A 16,541-nucleotide genomic window follows, 5' to 3' on the forward strand; every position below is an offset into this window, starting at 1 on the left:
CGGACCCATTCCGAACCCGGAAGCTAAGCCTCTCAGCGCCGATGGTACTGCCCTGGAGACGGGGTGGGAGAGTAGGACGCCGCCGGACAACCATTCACAGAAGGGCCCCCACCAGTGCGGTGGGGGCCCTTCTGCGTTGCCGGTGTACGGAATCCGGTGGCAGATGCACGCGGGCCCCGGATCCGCCGTGACGGAACCGGGGCCCTGTCCGAGGCTCTCGGGTGCGCTGCGGTCAGGGGACGATCCGACGGAGGCCGGCGAAGGACAGTCCTGCGGCGACCACGCTGAGGACCGCCGGGATGAGCACCGCCAGGGTCAGCATCGACTGGTCGGTGAGCCAGGTGCCGACGTCGCCCCACGCCTGCTGCCAGGACACGAGGATGGCCAGGCCGCCGAAGACGAGCAGTGCTCCGACCACCAGGCTCCAGAGGCCGAGCTGGCCCCACCGCTTCATCACGACACCGATCCCGACGCCGAGGAAGGCGGCCGCCAGCATCGGGGCGCCGGACACCACGACCTGCAGCGCCCAGTTGTCGACGTCGACGGGGCCGGGTGCCCAGAACTGGAGCCCGACGCCCCACCCACCGGTGGCGTCCTCGACCTGGGTCAGGATCGAGAGCGCGATGCCGTAGGCGAGCGCGGAGGCGACGGCGACCAGGGCGGTGCCGCGGTAGAACGTGAGCCGGCTGATGCTCATCCCCATCGCGAACGGCAGCAGCTGGGTCACCGACTGGACGTAGACGACCAGCACCGTGATGTAGAGCGACAGGACGCCGCCGGTGATGCCGCCGCCCGGTCCCTGGCCGGCGTCCGTGAGCGCCCAGATCGGCAGGTTGATCGCGAAGCTCAGCAGCACGATCGCCCAGGGCACGCCGATGGTCAGCAGGGGGTTGACCAGGTGCATACGCGCCGTGGCGAGGGTGCGGTTCATCGGGTGGCCTCCTGGAAGGCGTGGTCGTCGTCGGAGGGGCGGTCGGCGGGGGCCTCGGCCCGCCGGGAGGCGGGGGCGGAGCGGGAGCTGAGCGCCACGACGAGCTGCTGCAGGGGCGTGGGCTCGGCCGTGAGGCCGGCGGCGGCCAGGTCCTCGCGGTCGACCGGTCGGCGCAGCCGCACGATCGCCCGGCTCGAGCCGCCGAGGCTCTCGGTGGTCAGCACCTCGTGCTCGCTCGCCAGGGTGGCGACGGCGTCGGTGCGGCCGGTGACGGTGAGCGCGGAGGCCCGGAGGCTGTCGGCGTCGTCGTCGAGCACGACCCGCCCGCCGTCGATGAGCAGCACGTGCTCGAGCAGTCCGCTGATCTCCTCGATGAGGTGGGTGGACAGGACGATCGTGCGCGGGTTCTCCGCGTAGTCGGCGATCAGCCGGTCGTAGAACAGCTGCCGGGCGACGGCGTCGAGCCCCAGGTAGGGCTCGTCGAACAACGTGAGCGGCGCCCGCGAAGCCAGGCCGATGGTGATGCCGACGGCCGAGACCATGCCGCGGGAGAGCTTGCGGACCGACCGTCGTGCCGGCAGGTCGAAGTCGGCCACCAGCGAGCGGGCGAGGTCCTCGTCCCACGCGGGGAAGACGCTGGCCGCTGCCGCCAGGGCGTCGCGGACACGGAACTGGTCGGGATAGCGCTGGCTCTCCTTGACGAAGCAGACCTGCCGCAGGACGGCGTCGTTCTCGAAGGGATCGGCGCCGAGGACTCGCACGCTGCCGCTGGTCGGCACCCGGTGCCCGGTGAGCAGCTGCATGAGCGTGGTCTTGCCGGCGCCGTTGCGGCCCAGCAGGCCGGTGATGCCGTCGGTGGCGAAGGAGGCGGTGACGCCGTCCAGGGCGGCGTGCTCCCGGTACCGCATGGAGACGTCGGTGAGCGTCGCGGCGGCGGTCATCGCTCGTCCTCCCAGCGGTCGATCATGGTGGACAGCTCGCGCGTGGAGATGCCGAGCTTGTGCGCCTCGGTCATCAGGGGGCGGACGTACTGGTCGGCGAACTCGCTGCGGCGACGCTTGAGCAGCTGCTCCCGGGCGCCCGTGGCGACGAACATCCCGACTCCTCGTCTCTTGTAGAGGACCCCGTCGGCCACCAGCTGGTTGAGGCCCTTGGCTGCCGTGGCGGGGTTGATGCGGTGGAAGGCGCTGAGCTCGTTGGACGAGGGCGCCTGGCTCTCCTCGGCGAGGGAGCCGTCGACGATCGCGTTCTCGATCTGTGCGGCGACCTGCCGGAAGATCGGGCCCTGGTCCTCGTTCACGGGAGACGCCGGCCGCCGCCGGGGTCGTCGAGGTCCCTGGGTTCATTACTCATGTAACGAACCGTAGGACCGAGTCGTGCCGGGCGTCAAGCGCCGATACGGTCGGGTCCGTGGACGACGCGCTGACCCCCTTCACCGTCGACGTGCCGCCGGCCGCGGTGGCCGACCTGCGCCGCCGGCTGCACGACACCCGCTGGCCCGACCCCCCGACCGTGGACGACTGGTCGCAGGGGGTGCCGCCCGGCGTGCTGCAGGAGGTCTGCCGCTACTGGGCCGACGAGTACGACTGGCCGGCGCGACAGGCGCGGATCAACGCGTTCCCCCAGGTGGTCACCGAGATCGACGGGCTGCCGGTGCACGCCCTGCACGTCCGCTCACCGCACGAGGGAGCGCTGCCGCTGGTGCTCACCCACGGCTGGCCCGGCTCGGTGGTGGAGTTCCTCGAGGTCGTCGGCCCGCTCACCGACCCGGAGGACCCGCGCGACGCCTTCGACGTCGTCGTCCCCTCGCTGCCCGGCTACGGGTGGAGCGGCAGGCCCACGGCGCCCGGCTGGGGACCGGGGCGGACCGCGGACGCCTGGGCGGAGCTCATGCGCCGGCTCGGCTACGAGCGCTTCGGTGCGCAAGGCGGGGACATCGGGTCGTTCGTCTCGGCCAACCTCGGCGCCCGGCACCCCGACCGGGTCGTCGGCGTGCACCTCAACATGGTGGTGACCGCGCCGCCGGAGGGGCGGGGGGACCTCGACGCGCGCGGGCAGCGGGCGCTGGACCGGATGGCTGCCTTCCGCGAGGACGGATCGGCCTACAGCCACCAGCACCGCACCCGGCCGCAGACGCTCGGCTACGGCCTCACCGACTCCCCGGCCGGGCAGTGCGCCTGGATCCTCGAGAAGTTCCACGCCTGGACCGACAGCGACGGCGACCCGGTCGGCGCGCTCGGCATCGACCGGCTGCTCGACCACGTCTCGGTGTACTGGTTCACCGGCACGGCGACGTCGTCGGCGCGGATGTACTGGGAGATGGCCCGGGCGCCGCAGGAGCGGACGCCGCGGGTGGACGTGCCCACCGGCGTCTCGATGTTCCCGGAGGAGATCTTCGTGCCTCCCCGGGCCTGGGCCGAGCGGCAGCTGACCGACATCCGGTTCTGGCGGGAGCACGACAGCGGCGGCCACTTCGCGGCGATGGAGCGCCCGGTGGAGCTGGTGGCCGACGTCCGGGAGTTCTTCCGCCCGCTCCGGTAACGGCGGCGACACATCCGGCGGTTAGCGTCCGGAGGCTGCCGACCCCCGGAGGACCCCGCGTGCACCTCACCCCGCACGAGCAGGAGCGCCTGCTGCTCTCCTACGCCGCCGAGCTCGCCCGCCGGCGGCGGGCGCGGGGGCTGCGGCTGAACCTGCCGGAGGCGACGGCGATCGTCACCGACCACGTGCTGGAGGGCGCCCGCGACGGCGTCCTGGTGGCCGAGCTCATGCAGTCGGGCCGCACGGTCCTCACGCGCGACGACGTCATGGACGGCGTCCCCGAGCTGCTGGAGGAGGTGCAGGTGGAGGCGACCTTCCCGGACGGGACCAAGCTCGTGACCGTCCACCACCCGATCCCGTGAGCGTCAGCGAGCGGGACCATCGAGCAGAGCCCGTGATCCCGGGAGAGGTCTTCCCCGCCGAGGGTGTCATCGAGACGCTCGAGGGCGCGCCGCGGACCGAGCTGGAGGTGACCAACACCGGCGACCGGCCGGTGCAGGTCGGCTCGCACTTCCACTTCGCGCAGACCAACCGGGCGCTGGCCTTCGACCGTGCGGCCGCGCACGGGCACCGGCTCGACATCGCCGCCGGCACCGCCGTCCGCTTCGAGCCGGGCATCACCCGCACGGTGACGCTGGTGCCGCTCGCCGGCGGGCGCGTCGTCCCCGGCCTGACCGCAGAGGGAGGGCTCGGCTGATGGTGCAGCTGTCCCGCGAGCGCTACGCCCAGCTGTACGGCCCGACGACGGGCGACCGCGTGCGGCTGGCCGACACCGACCTGCTGATCGAGGTCGAGGAGGACCGCTGCGGTGGCCCCGGGCGCGCCGGCGAGGAGGCGGTGTTCGGCGGCGGCAAGGTCATCCGCGAGTCGATGGGCCAGGGCCGCGCCACCCGCGCGGAGGGCGCGCCCGACCTGGTCATCACCGGCGCCGTCGTCCTCGACCACTGGGGGATCGTCAAGGCCGACGTCGGCGTCCGCGACGGGCGGATCGTGGCGCTGGGCAAGGCGGGCAACCCCGACACGATGGACGGCGTCCACCCGGACCTGGTCATCGGCCCGGGCACCGAGGTGATGGCCGGCAACGGCAAGATCCTCACCGCCGGCGGCATCGACTGCCACGTGCACTTCATCTGCCCGCAGATCGTGCCGGCGGCGCTGGGCTCGGGCGTCACCACGCTCATCGGCGGCGGGACCGGCCCGGCGGAGGGGTCGAAGGCCACCACGATCACCCCCGGCGACTGGTACCTGGCCCGGATGCTCGAGGCGATGGACCCGTGGCCGGTGAACGTCGCGCTGCTGGGCAAGGGCAACACCGTCTCGCAGGAGGCGATGGAGGAGCAGCTGCGCGCCGGTGCGAGCGGCTTCAAGCTGCACGAGGACTGGGGCTCCACGCCCGCGGCGATCGACGCCTGCCTCACCGTGGCGGGGCGCAACGGCGTCCCGGTGGCGCTGCACTCGGACACGCTCAACGAGGCCGGCTTCGTGGAGGACACCCTCGCCGCGATCGCCGGGCGGAGCATCCACGCGTACCACACCGAGGGCGCCGGAGGCGGTCACGCGCCGGACATCATCACCGTCGCCGGGCACCCGAACGTGCTCCCGAGCAGCACGAACCCGACCCGGCCACACACGGTGAACACCCTCGACGAGCACCTCGACATGCTCATGGTCTGCCACCACCTGGACTCCTCCGTGCCGGAGGACCTCGCCTTCGCCGAGAGCCGGATCCGGCCGACGACGATCGCCGCCGAGGACCTCCTGCACGACCTCGGCGCCATCTCGATGATCGGCTCGGACGCGCAGGCGATGGGCCGCGTGGGCGAGGTCGTCCTGCGCACCTGGCAGACGGCACACGTGATGAAGCGCAAGCGCGGGTCGCTGGCCGGCGACGGCGCGGCGGACAACCTGCGGGCCCGCCGCTACGTCGCCAAGTACACGATCTGCCCGGCGGTGGCGCACGGCATCGACGACGAGGTCGGCTCGGTGGAGCCCGGCAAGCTCGCCGACCTGGTGCTGTGGGACCCGCGGTTCTTCGGCGTCCGGCCGCACGCGGTGCTCAAGGGCGGGATGGTCGCCTGGGCGCAGATGGGCGACGCCAACGCCTCCATCCCCACCCCGCAGCCGCAGCTGCCCCGGCCGATGTTCGGCGCGTACGGCAAGGTGCCGGCGCTGACGTCGCTGCACTTCGTGGCTCCGGCGGCGCTCGAGGCGGGGCTGGGCGACCGGCTGGCGATCGACCGGCGGCTGGCCGCGGTCACCGACACCACGCGGCTGACCAAGTCCGACATGCCGGAGAACACCGCGCTGCCGGAGATCCGCGTCGACCCGGACACCTTCACGGTGACCGTGGACGGCGAGGTGTGGGAGCCCGAACCGGTGCGCGAGCTCCCGATGGCGCAGCGGTACTTCCTCTTCTGATGACGGCGGCGCTGCTGACGCTGGCCGACTCGCGGCTGCCGGCCGGGGGGCACACGCACTCCGGCGGGGTGGAGCAGGCGGTTGCGGCCGGGCTGGTGCACGACCCGTCGTCGCTGGCGGCCTTCCTCCTCCGCCGGCTGACGACGTCGGGCGCCGTGGCGGCCGGGCTGGCGGCCGCCGCGTGCGGCGGCGGGGACCTGGCGGCGCTCGACGCCGAGGCGGACGCGCGGACGCCGTCGCCGGCGCTGCGTGCGGCGTCCCGGCAGCAGGGCCGCGGGCTCGTGCGGGTGGGACGCCGCGCCTGGCCCTCGCCGCTGTGGGACGCGCTGCCGGCCGCGCCGCACCACCCGGTCGCGCTGGGCGTCGCCGCGGCTGCCGGGAGCCTGACCGCCCGGGACGCCGCCGCGGCCGCCGCCTACCTGTCGGTGAGCGGTCCGGCGACGGCGGCCCAGCGGCTGCTGGCCATGGACCCGCTCACCGTCGCGGCGGTCACCGCGCGGCTGGCGCCAGAGATCGACGCCGTCGCCGACGCGGCGGTCCAGGGCGGCAGAAATGGCCATTTCTGCCGCCCTGGGCTGCCGGCCGACACCGATCCGCTCCTCGACCTGCTGGCCGAGGTGCACGCTGCACGGAAGGACCGCTTCTTTGCCTCCTGACCACAACCTCGACGACTACGTGGACCCGTACGAGCACGGGCACCGGCACGGCGGGCCGCTGCGCGTGGGCCTCGGCGGGCCGGTCGGCTCCGGGAAGACGGCGCTGGCCGCGGCGCTGTGCCGCACGCTCGGCGCCGAGTACGACCTCGCCGTCGTCACCAACGACATCTACACGACCGAGGACGCCGACTTCCTGCGCCGCAACGCCGTCCTCCCCGACGACCGGATCGAGGCGGTGCAGACCGGCTGCTGCCCGCACACCGCCATCCGCGACGACATCACCGCCAACCTCGACGCCGTCGAGTTGCTCGAGGCGCGCCACCCCGGGCTGGAGCTGGTGTTCGTCGAGTCCGGCGGGGACAACCTGACGGCGAGCTTCAGCTACGGCCTGGTCGACGTGCAGGTGTTCGTCGTCGACGTCGCCGGCGGGGACAAGGTGCCGCGCAAGGGCGGGCCGGGCGTCACCGCCTCGGACCTGCTCGTGGTGAACAAGACCGACCTCGCGCCGCTGGTGGGCGCCGACCTCGACGTCATGCGCCGGGACTCGGCGGCGGTGCGCGGGGAGAAGCCGACGCTGCTCATCTCGCTGCGCGAGGACCCGGCCGCCACCGAGGTGGCCGCGTGGGTGCGGGAGCAGGTGCGTGCCCGCGCGCTGCAGCAGGCGTGATCACCCGGGTCGAGGTCGTCGCGCGGCGCGGCCCCGGCGGGCGCACCGTGCTGCCGGTGGTCCGCGCGAGCGGGCAGCTGGCGGTGCGGCGCACCGGCCCGGCGTCGGTGCACCTCGTGGCGACGGCGTTCGGCCCGCTGGGCGGCGACGACGCCGAGGTCCGGCTGGTGGTCGAGGAGGGCGCCACGCTGGCGGTGCGCTCGGTGGCCGCCGCCGTCGCGCTGCCCGCCCGCGACGGCGACCGGCCCTCCGTGCAGCGCGTCGTCGCCGAGGTGGCCGGGGAGCTGGACCTGCGCCCGGAGCCCACGGTCGTCGCGCGCGGCGCGCACCACCGGGCGGAGCTGACGGCGACGCTGGCGGCCGGCGCCGTCCTCACCGCGTGCGAGCAGGTGCTGCTCGGCCGCACCGGCGAGGAACCCGGGCGCTGGACCGGCACGACGCGGGTGGTCGCCGACGGCCGGCCGCTGCTGCACACGACCGTCGGCCTCGGCCCCGGGGCGCCGGCCTGGCTGCCGCCCGTGGCGCCGCGCGCCTGGGCGTCGACGGTGCACGTCGGGCAGGCTGCGGGAGTGCTGACCGGGGACGACGCCGTCCGGCTGCCGCTGGAGAACGGCTGGGTGGCCACCGCGTGGGGCGCCGAGCTGCACCGGGTCGTGCGCGCGGCGGAGGCGGTCGCGTGAGCCTCGTCGTCCGCGCGCGGCGGGTGGTGCTGCCCGACGGCGAGCGCGCAGCCGGCGTGCACACCGACGGCGGGGTGGTCACCGCGGTCACCGCCTTCGACGACGTCCCCGCGGGCGCGGTCACCCTCGCCGACGACGAGGTGCTGCTGCCCGGCCTGGTCGACAGCCACGTGCACGTGAACGAGCCCGGCCGCACCGAGTGGGAGGGCTTCGCCACGGCCACCCGGGCAGCGGCCGCCGGCGGCGTCACCACGATCGTGGACATGCCGCTGAACTCCGTGCCGGCGACCACCACGGTCGAGGCGCTGCGGGTCAAGCGGGAGGTCGCCGCCGGGCAGGTCGCCGTCGACGTGGCCTTCTGGGGCGGCGCGGTGCCCGGCAACGCCGGTGAGCTGCGGGCGCTGCACGAGGCCGGCGTCGTCGGGTTCAAGTGCTTCCTGCTCGACTCCGGCGTCCCGGAGTTCCCGCCGCTGGACGACGCCGGGCTGCGCGCGGCGCTGGCCGAGCTGGCCTCCTTCGACGGGCTGCTCATCGCGCACGCCGAGGACGAGGCGGTCATCGCGGCGGCGCCGGAGCCGGCGGGGGCGAGCTACGCGGCGTTCCTCGCCTCCCGGCCCCCCGCGGCGGAGGAGACCGCGATCGGCAGGCTGGTGGCCGCCACGCGGGACACCGGGGCGCGCAGCCACGTCGTCCACCTGGCCGACGGCGACGCGCTGCCGCTGCTGCGGGCGGCACGGGCCGAGGGCGTGCGGATCACCGTGGAGACCTGCCCGCACTACCTGACCTTCGCCGCCGAGGACGTGCCCGACGGCGACACCGCCTACAAGTGCTGCCCGCCCATCCGGGAGTCGGCGCACCGCGAGGCGCTGTGGGGCGCGCTGACCGCCGGGGACGTCGACCTGGTGGTCAGCGACCACTCGCCGTGCACGCCTGAGCTCAAGCGGCTCGACGTCGGTGACTTCGGGCTGGCCTGGGGCGGGATCGCCGGGCTGCAGGTGGCGCTGCCGGCGGTGTGGACCGGCGCCCGGGCGCGCGGGATGCCGCTGGCGCGGGTGGTGGGCTGGATGTCGGCGGCGCCGGCGCGGCTGGCCGGGCTGCCCGGGAAGGGCGCGATCGCGGTCGGGAAGGACGCCGACCTGGTGGCCTTCGCGCCCGACGAGCCGTTCACCGTCGGACGGCTCGAGCACCGCAACCCGGTGACGCCCTACGCGGGACGGGAGCTCACCGGCGTCGTCCGGCGGACCTGGCTGGGTGGGCGGGAGGCCGACGGCAGCCCCCTCGGCCGGTTGCTCGGCCGAGGGGGCGCCGCCTGAGGTCAGGACTGCTCGCCCTCTTCCCGGGCGGCCTCGTCCATGATCTTGGGGTCGTCGGTGGAGCCGCCGGCGGGGTCGGCGTTGCCCAGCGCGGTCTCGGCGGGCATCTGCTGGACGTGCTCGCGGGCGCGCTCGCGCAGGTCGTCGGTCGGTTCGGACACGGGTCCTCCTCGGGGTTCGGCGGTACGCGGGGCCCCCTACCCCGGCCGTGCGAGAGTGACCCGCGACCGCCGCGGACGAGGAGACCGATGACCGACCCGTTCGACCTGCCCGACCTCGCCGTCCGCACGCAGGGCGGAGCCGTGGTGGCCGCCAACGACGAGTTCTTCGCCGGCAAGGAGAACCTGATCCGGCCCGAGCCGCCGCGGGCACGGGACGACTTCGGGGCGCGCGGCAAGGAGTACGACGGCTGGGAGACCCGGCGGCGCCGCGAACCGGGCAGCGACTGGGCGGTCGTGCGGCTCGGGATGCCGGGGATCGTGCACGGCGTCGTCGTCGACACCGCCTTCTTCCTGGGCAACTACCCGACGTCCGCGTCGCTGGAGGGCGTCTCCGTCGAGGGCCACCCGCCGGCCGCGGCCCTGGCCGACGCGGCGTGGGTGCCGCTGCTGCCGCGCTCGCCGCTGGCCGGGGGCACCGAGAACCGCTTCGCCGTCGAGCCGGGGCCGCGGGTGACGCACGTGCGGCTGACCATCCACCCCGACGGCGGCGTGGCCCGGCTGCGCGTGCACGGCGAGGTGGTCCCCGACCCGCGGCTGCTCGACGCCGGCCCGTGTGACCTCGCGGCTCTGGAGAACGGCGGGGTGGTCCGCAGGGTGAGCAATGCCTTCTACGGCAGCCCGCACCAGCTGCTCGGCCGCGGCGTGGCCCGGTCGATGGGGGAGGGCTGGGAGAACGCCCGCCGCCGCGACGACGGCAACGACTGGGTCGAGGTCACGCTGGCCTGCGAGGGCACCGTGACCCTCGCCGAGCTCGACACCTCGTGGTTCCTCGGCAACGCGCCCGGATCGGCGTCGCTGACCGGCACCACCGCCGACGGGCGCGAGGTGGAGCTGCTGGCCCGCACGCCGCTGCAGCCCGACACCCGGCACCGGTTCGTGCTGCCCGGCGACGCCGGCGTCACCCGCGTGCGGATGGACGTCTTCCCCGACGGCGGCATGGCCCGGCTGCGGCTGTGGGGCCGCCCCACCGAGGCCGGCCGCGCCGCCCTGCACCGCCGCTGGGAGGAGACCGCGCCCTGAGCGGCAGGAATGGCCATTTCTGCCGCCCGGAAGGCGGGTAGGGGCGGTCCGTGACGACGATCGCGATCACCGGCTCCACCGACGGCATCGGCCGCGCGGCCGCACGGCGGCTGCTGGGCGAGGGGCACACCGTCGTCCTGCACGCCCGCAGCGAAGCGCGCGGTGCGCCGGTCGCCGAGGAGCTCGGCCGGCTCGGCGACGTCCGGCTGGTCACCGGAGACCTGGCCGACCTCGACGAGGTGCGCGCGCTCGCCGGACAGGTGGGGGACGTCGACGTGCTCGTGCACAACGCCGGCGTGTGGCCGCCCGACGGCGCTCCGCCCAGCCGGCAGGGCCACGAGATCGCCTTCGCCGTCAACGCGCTCGCCCCGCACCTGCTCACCGCGCTGCTGCGGGAGCAGGTCCGCGAGCGCCTGGTCTTCCTCGGCAGCGGGATGGTCGGCTCGGGCCGCGTCGACCCCGACGACCTGGGCAGCCCCCGGGAGCCGCGCCGCGCCTACGCCGACTCCAAGGCGCTCGACGTCGTCCTGGCGCTGGCCTGGGCCCGCCGCCTGCCCGCCCTGCGCGTGGGCGCGGTCGACCCGGGCTGGGTGCGCACCAAGCTCGCCTCCTCGGGCGCACCGGGCGACGTCGAGGACGGCGGCGCCCGGGTGGCGTTCGCCGCGGCCGGCGACTGGCCGGGCGGCTACACCGCCGGCCGCCGCCCGGCGCGGACCCCGCGGGCCCTGGAGGACGCGGGGCTGCAGGACCGGGTGCTCGCCGCGATGGACCGCCTGGCCGGGGTGACCCCGTAGGGCGGCAGGGATGGCCATTCCTTCCGCCCTCCGGGGTCAGGTCCCGGTGAGGTGCTCCGGGCGGACGGGGACGCGGGTCAGCGGCAGGCCGGTCGCCTGCCGGATCGCGGCCAGCACCGCCGGGCCCGAGGAGATGTTGGGTGCCTCGCCGACGCCGCGCAGCCCGTAGGGGGCGTGCGGGTCGGCGTACTCCAGGATCTCCACCCGCATCGGCGGCATGTCGAGCACGGTGGGGATCAGGTAGTCGGTGAACGACGGGTTCTGCACCCGCCCGTCGCGCACCAGGATCTCCTCCATCACCGCCAGCCCGAGCCCCTGCGCGGTGCCGCCCTGGATCTGGCCGATCACGGCCTGCGGGTTGATCGCCCTGCCCACGTCCTGGGTGCAGGCCATCTCCACGACCTTGACCAGCCCGAGCTCGGTGTCGACGTCGACGACGGCCCGGTGCGCGGAGAAGGCGTACTGCACGTGCGCGAAGCCCTGCCCGGTCTCGGGGTCGACCGCCTCGGTGGGCCGGTGCCGCCACTCGAGCGTCTCCTCGACCACCTCGTCGCCGAGCACGTCGGCCAGCGGCAGCGCGACGCCCTCGAGGTCGGACACCACCTTCCCGCCGTCGAGCCGCAGGTCGGCCACCGGCCGGCCGACGACGGCCTGCGCCCGCTCCAGCACCCGGGCGCGCACGGCCTCGCACGCGGCCTTCACCGCGCCGCCGGTGACATAGGTCTGTCGGGACGCCGAGGTGGAGCCCGCCGAGCCGACGGCGGTGTCCTTGGGGTGCACGGTGACCCGGTCGACGCCGAGCTCGGTGCGGGCGATCTGCTGCTCGACGGTGACCAGCCCCTGGCCGACCTCGGCGGCCGCGGTGTGCACGGTCGCGACCGCCTCGCCGCCGACCACCTCCAGCCGCACGCGGGCGGTCGAGTAGTCGTCGAAGCCCTCGGAGAACGCGACGTTCTTGTAGGCGACGGCGTACCCGACGCCGCGCCGCACGCCCTCGCCGTGCGTGGTGTTGGAGACGCCGCCGGGCATGTCCCGCAGGTCGACGTCGTCGCCGGTGGGGACCTCCGGGGGCAGCGGCATCGCCTCGAGCCGGCGCAGCAGCTCGACGACGGGCGCGGGGCTGTCGACGACCTGCCCGGTGATGGCCTCCGAGCCCTGCTCCATCGCGTTGCGGCAGCGCAGGTCGACCGGGTCCATGCCGAGCTCGGCGGCGAGCGCGTCCATCTGCGACTCGTAGGCGAACGCCGTCTGCACCGAGCCGAAGCCGCGCATGGCGCCGCACGGGGGGTTGTTCGTGTACGCGCCGTAGCAGTCGACGTGCACGTGGGGGACGACGTAGGGGCCGATGCCCATCGTGCCGCCGTTGCCCACGACCGCCGGCGTGCTCGAGGCGTAGGCGCCGCCGTCGAAGTAGATGGTCGCCCGCACGTAGACCAGGTCGCCGTCGCGGGTGGCGCCGTGCTCGTAGCGCATGGTCGCCGGGTGGCGGTGCACGTGGCCGAAGAAGGACTCCTCGCGGTTGTAGGACATCTTCACCGGCCTGCCGGTGTGCAGCGCGAGCAGGCAGGCGTGCACGTGCATCGACAGGTCCTCGCGGCCGCCGAACGCGCCGCCGACCCCGGCCAGGGTCAGCCGCACCTTCTCCGGCGGGAGCCCGAGGGCCGCGCAGATCTGCCGCTGGTCGACGTGCAGCCACTGGGTGGCCACGTACAGGTCGACGCCGCCGTCCTCACCGGGCACCGCGAGGCCGGACTCCGGGCCGAGGAAGGCCTGGTCCTGCATGCCGACCTCGTACTCGCCCACCACGACGACGTCGGCGGTGGGCTCGGGGTCGCCCCTGCGGACCTTGAGGTGGCGCACCAGGTTGCCGTGCGGGTGCAGGTTGGCGCTCTCCCGGCTCAGCTCGGTGACCTCGGCGGGGGCGTCGTGCAGCTGGTTCCAGGTGGGGTGGCCGAGGGCCACGCGCGCGTCGGTGACCGGCTCCCAGACGTCGTAGTCGACGACGATCCGGGCGGCGGCGCGGCGGGCGGTGTCGGGGTGATCGGCGGCCACCAGCGCCACCGGCTCGCCCTGGTAGCGCACGACGTCGAGGGCGAGCACCGGCTGGTCGGCGAGTTCGAGGCCGTAGACCTTCTCGCCGGGCACGTCGTCGGAGGTGAGGACGGCGTGCACGCCCGGGACGGCCAGCGCGCCACCGATGTCGATCGAGCGGATGCGGGCGTAGGGGTGCGGGCTGCGCAGCGTGACGCCCCACAGCATGTCGTCCATCCACAGGTCGCTGCCGTAGGCGAACTCGCCGCGGACCTTGAGGACGCCGTCGGGGCGCGCGGCGTCGTCGCCGACCCGGCCGCCCGCGCCGCTCAGGTGCGACGGCGCTCCGCTCGGGGTGCGGGTGGGCGTGCTCACCGGGGGTCCCCCGCCATCCGGTCGGCCGCCAGGCGGACGGCGTCGAGGATCTTCTCGTAGCCGGTGCAGCGGCACAGGTTGCCGGCGAGGGCCTCGCGGATCTCGGCGTCGGCGGGCTTGCGGCCCTCGGCGCGGGAGCGGGTGACCAGGTCGTCGGTGGCGACCAGGAGGCCGGGCGTGCAGAAGCCGCACTGGACTGCGCCGGCCTCGAGGAAGGCCTGCTGGACCGGGTGCAGCTCACCGGCCGGGGCCAGCCCCTCGACGGTGCCGACCTCGCGGCCCTGGGCCTGGCCGGCCGCGACCAGGCAGGCGCAGACCGGCACCCCGTCGAGGTAGACGGTGCACGACCCGCACTCGCCCTGCTCGCAGGCGTTCTTCGAGCCGGGCAGGCCCATCCGCTCGCGCAGGACGTAGAGCAGGCTCTCGCCCTCCCACACGTCGTCGACCTGCTGCGGCATGCCGTTGACGGTGCAGCTCAGGCGCACGTCGGGTCTCCCTTCCGGTAGTCGGCCCAGGCCCAGGTCAGCGCGCGCCGCGCCATGACCGAGAGCGCGTGGACGCGGTAGCGGGCGGTGCCGCGGACGTCGTCGATGGGGGCGGCCGCCGCGGCGACCATCTCGCCGAAGCGGGTGGCGGTGGCGGCGGGGAGCTCGGCACGCGAGTCCCACAGGCCGTCGAGCTCGCCGGCGAGGAACTCCTCGGCCGCGGGCGCGCGGCGCGGCGTCGGCGCGGCCGACCCGATGCCGGTGCCCACGGCGCGGCGGTCGGGGTGCAGCGCCAGCCCGAACGCGGCGACGGCTATGACCATCGCGTTGCGGGTGCCGATCTTGCTGTACTGCTGCGGGCCGCGCGGCGGGACGATGCGGACGGCGGCGATGAGCTCGTCGTCGGCCAGCGCGGAGCGCTTCACGCCCCGGTAGAACTCGGTGACCGGGATGCGGCGGGTGCCGCGGACCGAGGCCACCTCGACCTCCGCGTCGGCGGCGAGCAGCGCGGGGTGCGCGTCGCCGGCGGGGGAGGCGGTGGCCAGGTTGCCGCCGACGGTGCCGCGGTTGCGGATCTGCGGCGACCCGATCGTGCGCGCGGCCATCGCCAGGCCCGGCAGCCGGTCGCCCAGCTCGGAGATGACGCGGGCGTAGGGGACGCCCGCGCCGAGGCGGACCGCGCCGTCGTCGTCGGCCCACTGCTGCAGCTCGGGGACCCGGGTGAGGTCGAGCAGCAGCGAGGGGCGCAGCCGGCCGAAGTTCATCCCCACCATGACGTCGGTGCCCCCGGCGATGGGAACGGCGTCGCGGGCGGCGGCCTTCGCCTCCAGCGCCTCCTCCCACGTCGCGGGCTGCAGGAAGTCCATCGTTACTCCTCGTCGGTGGTGCGGGGGACGGTCACGGTAGTCCGCGTTCGTTCCGGTCGGGTTGCGCGACGTCCCGTGGCGACTCGCCGTGTTCACACGGGCTGGGCAGGATGCGGCGGGTGGAGACGACCGCCGGCCCGCCCGCGCCCCCCGCCGACCTGCTGGTCCACGACGCCGACCTGCTGGCCACCGTCGACGACGGGCGGCGGGAGATCCCCGGCGGCTGGGTGGCCGTGACCGGCGGCGTGGTGAGCGGGGTCGGCGGGCCCGGCGACCCGCGGCCGGACGCGCACCGCACGGTCGACGCGCGCGGCTGCCTGGTGACGCCCGGGCTGGTCAACACCCACCACCACCTGTACCAGAACCTCACCCGCGCCTTCGCGCCCGCGCTGACCGGCGGCCTGTTCGACTGGCTGGTCACCCTCTACCCGCTGTGGGCGCGGCTGGACGAGGAGGCCGCGTACGTGTCGGCCTACGTGGGGCTCACCGAGCTCGCGCTGGCCGGCTGCACCACCTCGACCGACCACCTCTACGTGCACCCGCGCGGCGCCGGCGACCTCATCGGCGCGGAGGTGCGGGCGGCGCAGGACCTGGGCATGCGCTCGCACTTCACCCGCGGCTCGATGTCGCTGTCGGTGAAGGACGGCGGGCTGCCGCCCGACAGCGTCGTCCAGGACGACGACGAGATCCTCGCGGAGTCCCAGCGGCTGGTGGAGGCCCACCACGACCGCTCGCCGACGGCGCTCACCCGGCTGGCGCTGGCCCCGTGCTCGCCGTTCAGCGTGTCCACGGAGCTGATGACGCGCACCGCCGAGCTGGCCGGGCGGCTCGACGTGCGGCTGCACACCCACCTCGCCGAGACGCAGGACGAGGACGCGTTCTGCCTCGAGCGCTTCGGCCGCCGCCCGGTCGACTACCTCGCCGACGTCGGGTGGATGAGCGACCGGGTGTGGCTGGCGCACGTCGTGTGGCCGTCGGCCTCCGAGGTGGAGCGGCTCGGTGCCGCGCGGGTGGGCGCCGCGCACTGCCCGTCGTCGAACATGATCCTGGGCAGCGGGCTGTCGCCGGTGGCCGAGCTGCGGGCGGCCGGGGCGCCGGTGGGGCTGGGCGTGGACGGGTCGGCGTCGGCGGACGCGGCGTCCCTGTGGCTGGAGGCCCGCACCGCGATGCTGCAGGGCAAGCTGCGGCACGGCGCGGGGTCGTTCAGCGCCCGCGACGCGCTGGAGGTCGCCACCCGCGGCGGCGCGGCCTGCCTGGGGCGCACCGGCGAGATCGGGCAGCTGTCGGTGGGCTCGTGCGGCGACCTCGCCGTGTGGCCGCTGACCGGGCCCGCGTTCGCCGGCGCGCTGTCGGACCCGGTGGAGGCGTGGCTGCGCTGCGGGCCGGTGGCCGCGCGGCACACCGTCGTCGGCGGGCGGTTCGTGGTGGAGGACGGCGTCCCGGTGCACCCCGGCCTCGACGAGCAGCTCGCCGTCCACCGCCGGGTGTCCGAGCGCCTGCAGGCGCCCCTCTGACGGGCATCTCCGCGGAAGTGCGCCGTGCA

18 protein-coding genes and 1 rRNA gene are annotated in these 16,541 nt (G+C 75.2%); 12 read left to right on the forward strand and 7 right to left on the reverse strand.

Annotated features, from left to right (window positions below):
• Nucleotides 1-88: ribosomal RNA gene (gene rrf / locus FN207_RS21030) — 5S ribosomal RNA — on the forward strand; the annotation flags it as partial.
• Between the two features lie 144 nt (nucleotides 89-232).
• Here rrf and FN207_RS21035 read toward each other — a convergent pair.
• From FN207_RS21035 to FN207_RS21045, 3 genes are read right to left on the reverse strand one after another with little or no spacing between them, the layout of a single operon-like run.
• A complete protein-coding gene (locus FN207_RS21035; protein WP_142460419.1) occupies nucleotides 233-931 on the reverse strand; it encodes a hypothetical protein in 699 nt (232 codons plus the stop codon).
• Nucleotides 928-1,872: an ABC transporter ATP-binding protein gene (locus FN207_RS21040; RefSeq protein WP_142460420.1), complete on the reverse strand. Its 945-nt coding sequence runs from the start codon at nucleotides 1,870-1,872 to the stop codon at nucleotides 928-930. The genes FN207_RS21035 and FN207_RS21040 overlap by 4 nt, the downstream gene beginning before the upstream one ends.
• Nucleotides 1,869-2,231 carry a GntR family transcriptional regulator gene (locus tag FN207_RS21045; RefSeq protein WP_110906578.1) on the reverse strand — a complete coding sequence of 121 codons (363 nt, stop codon included), beginning with the start codon at nucleotides 2,229-2,231 and terminating at the stop codon, nucleotides 1,869-1,871. Before FN207_RS21045 ends, FN207_RS21040 begins: the two co-directional genes overlap by 4 nt.
• A 110-nt stretch (nucleotides 2,232-2,341) precedes the next feature.
• Here FN207_RS21045 and FN207_RS21050 point away from each other — a divergent pair, with 110 nt between their 5' ends.
• Genes FN207_RS21050 through allB form a run of 8 tightly spaced genes read left to right on the forward strand, consistent with a single transcriptional unit; the run spans nucleotide 2,342 to nucleotide 9,206 of the window.
• Complete coding sequence (locus tag FN207_RS21050) at nucleotides 2,342-3,472, forward strand: epoxide hydrolase family protein (RefSeq protein WP_142460421.1); 1,131 nt, start codon at nucleotides 2,342-2,344, stop codon at nucleotides 3,470-3,472.
• 59 nt (nucleotides 3,473-3,531) lie between these two features.
• Nucleotides 3,532-3,834, forward strand: a complete 303-nt coding sequence (locus tag FN207_RS21055; protein WP_093577433.1) for an urease subunit gamma — start codon at nucleotides 3,532-3,534, stop codon at nucleotides 3,832-3,834.
• 32 nt (nucleotides 3,835-3,866) lie between these two features.
• Entirely contained in the window at nucleotides 3,867-4,169 is a 303-nt protein-coding gene (locus FN207_RS21060) for an urease subunit beta (RefSeq protein ID WP_142460422.1), read from the forward strand.
• A complete protein-coding gene (locus FN207_RS21065; RefSeq protein WP_142460423.1) occupies nucleotides 4,169-5,890 on the forward strand; it encodes an urease subunit alpha in 1,722 nt (573 codons plus the stop codon). Before FN207_RS21060 ends, FN207_RS21065 begins: the two co-directional genes overlap by 1 nt.
• A complete protein-coding gene (locus tag FN207_RS21070; protein ID WP_142460424.1) occupies nucleotides 5,890-6,546 on the forward strand; it encodes an urease accessory protein UreF in 657 nt (218 codons plus the stop codon). The genes FN207_RS21065 and FN207_RS21070 overlap by 1 nt, the downstream gene beginning before the upstream one ends.
• The gene (gene ureG, locus FN207_RS21075) at nucleotides 6,536-7,213 is read left to right on the forward strand and encodes an urease accessory protein UreG (protein ID WP_142460425.1); all 678 of its coding nucleotides are present in this window, start codon (nucleotides 6,536-6,538) and stop codon (nucleotides 7,211-7,213) included. The genes FN207_RS21070 and ureG overlap by 11 nt, the downstream gene beginning before the upstream one ends.
• Nucleotides 7,210-7,893 (forward strand): urease accessory protein UreD, encoded by a 684-nt coding sequence (locus FN207_RS21080; protein ID WP_142460426.1) that lies wholly within the window; start codon nucleotides 7,210-7,212, stop codon nucleotides 7,891-7,893. Before ureG ends, FN207_RS21080 begins: the two co-directional genes overlap by 4 nt.
• The gene (gene allB / locus FN207_RS21085) at nucleotides 7,890-9,206 is read left to right on the forward strand and encodes an allantoinase AllB (RefSeq protein WP_142460427.1); all 1,317 of its coding nucleotides are present in this window, start codon (nucleotides 7,890-7,892) and stop codon (nucleotides 9,204-9,206) included. Before FN207_RS21080 ends, allB begins: the two co-directional genes overlap by 4 nt.
• Nucleotides 9,207-9,208: 2 nt before the next feature.
• Here allB and FN207_RS26485 read toward each other — a convergent pair whose 3' ends face one another.
• Nucleotides 9,209-9,367 carry a hypothetical protein gene (locus tag FN207_RS26485; protein ID WP_185938472.1) on the reverse strand — a complete coding sequence of 53 codons (159 nt, stop codon included), beginning with the start codon at nucleotides 9,365-9,367 and terminating at the stop codon, nucleotides 9,209-9,211.
• Nucleotides 9,368-9,454: 87 nt separating this feature from the next.
• Between FN207_RS26485 and alc the strand changes: the two genes are divergently transcribed.
• Both alc and FN207_RS21095 read left to right on the forward strand, forming a co-directional pair.
• Nucleotides 9,455-10,447 carry an allantoicase gene (gene alc / locus FN207_RS21090; protein ID WP_142460428.1) on the forward strand — a complete coding sequence of 331 codons (993 nt, stop codon included), beginning with the start codon at nucleotides 9,455-9,457 and terminating at the stop codon, nucleotides 10,445-10,447.
• A 50-nt stretch (nucleotides 10,448-10,497) separates the two neighbouring features.
• On the forward strand, nucleotides 10,498-11,241 hold the full coding sequence (locus FN207_RS21095) for an SDR family NAD(P)-dependent oxidoreductase (protein ID WP_142460429.1): 744 nt from the start codon (nucleotides 10,498-10,500) through the stop codon (nucleotides 11,239-11,241).
• Nucleotides 11,242-11,277: 36 nt separating this feature from the next.
• Here the strand turns inward: FN207_RS21095 and pucD are convergent, their stop codons facing one another.
• From pucD to FN207_RS21110, 3 genes are read right to left on the reverse strand one after another with little or no spacing between them, the layout of a single operon-like run.
• The gene (gene pucD, locus FN207_RS21100) at nucleotides 11,278-13,647 is read right to left on the reverse strand and encodes a xanthine dehydrogenase subunit D (protein WP_185938473.1); all 2,370 of its coding nucleotides are present in this window, start codon (nucleotides 13,645-13,647) and stop codon (nucleotides 11,278-11,280) included.
• Entirely contained in the window at nucleotides 13,644-14,105 is a 462-nt protein-coding gene (locus FN207_RS21105) for a (2Fe-2S)-binding protein (protein WP_246066230.1), read from the reverse strand. The genes pucD and FN207_RS21105 overlap by 4 nt, the downstream gene beginning before the upstream one ends.
• Before the next feature lie 17 nt (nucleotides 14,106-14,122).
• Nucleotides 14,123-14,998 (reverse strand): FAD binding domain-containing protein, encoded by an 876-nt coding sequence (locus tag FN207_RS21110; protein WP_142460431.1) that lies wholly within the window; start codon nucleotides 14,996-14,998, stop codon nucleotides 14,123-14,125.
• A gap of 119 nt (nucleotides 14,999-15,117) precedes the next feature.
• Here FN207_RS21110 and FN207_RS21115 point away from each other — a divergent pair, with 119 nt between their 5' ends.
• Nucleotides 15,118-16,512: an 8-oxoguanine deaminase gene (locus tag FN207_RS21115; protein ID WP_246066231.1), complete on the forward strand. Its 1,395-nt coding sequence runs from the start codon at nucleotides 15,118-15,120 to the stop codon at nucleotides 16,510-16,512.
• The last annotated feature ends 29 nt before the right edge of the window (nucleotides 16,513-16,541 follow it).

The organism is Geodermatophilus aquaeductus (genome assembly GCF_900182545.1).
GTDB classification, from domain to species: domain Bacteria; phylum Actinomycetota; class Actinomycetes; order Mycobacteriales; family Geodermatophilaceae; genus Geodermatophilus; species Geodermatophilus aquaeductus.

What these genes read in the sequence shown, in the direction of transcription:
- FN207_RS21065 (WP_142460423.1), top strand. Translation starts at nt 4,169, where the DNA reads ATGGTGCAGCTGTCCCGCGAGCGCTACGCCCAGCTGTACGGCCCGACG.
- FN207_RS21105 (WP_246066230.1), bottom strand. Translation starts at nt 14,105, where the DNA reads ATGCCGCAGCAGGTCGACGACGTGTGGGAGGGCGAGAGCCTGCTCTAC.
- FN207_RS21110 (WP_142460431.1), bottom strand. Translation starts at nt 14,998, where the DNA reads ATGGACTTCCTGCAGCCCGCGACGTGGGAGGAGGCGCTGGAGGCGAAG.
- FN207_RS21035 (WP_142460419.1), bottom strand. Translation starts at nt 931, where the DNA reads ATGAACCGCACCCTCGCCACGGCGCGTATGCACCTGGTCAACCCCCTG.
- FN207_RS21040 (WP_142460420.1), bottom strand. Translation starts at nt 1,872, where the DNA reads ATGACCGCCGCCGCGACGCTCACCGACGTCTCCATGCGGTACCGGGAG.
- FN207_RS21070 (WP_142460424.1), top strand. Translation starts at nt 5,890, where the DNA reads ATGACGGCGGCGCTGCTGACGCTGGCCGACTCGCGGCTGCCGGCCGGG.
- alc (WP_142460428.1), top strand. Translation starts at nt 9,455, where the DNA reads ATGACCGACCCGTTCGACCTGCCCGACCTCGCCGTCCGCACGCAGGGC.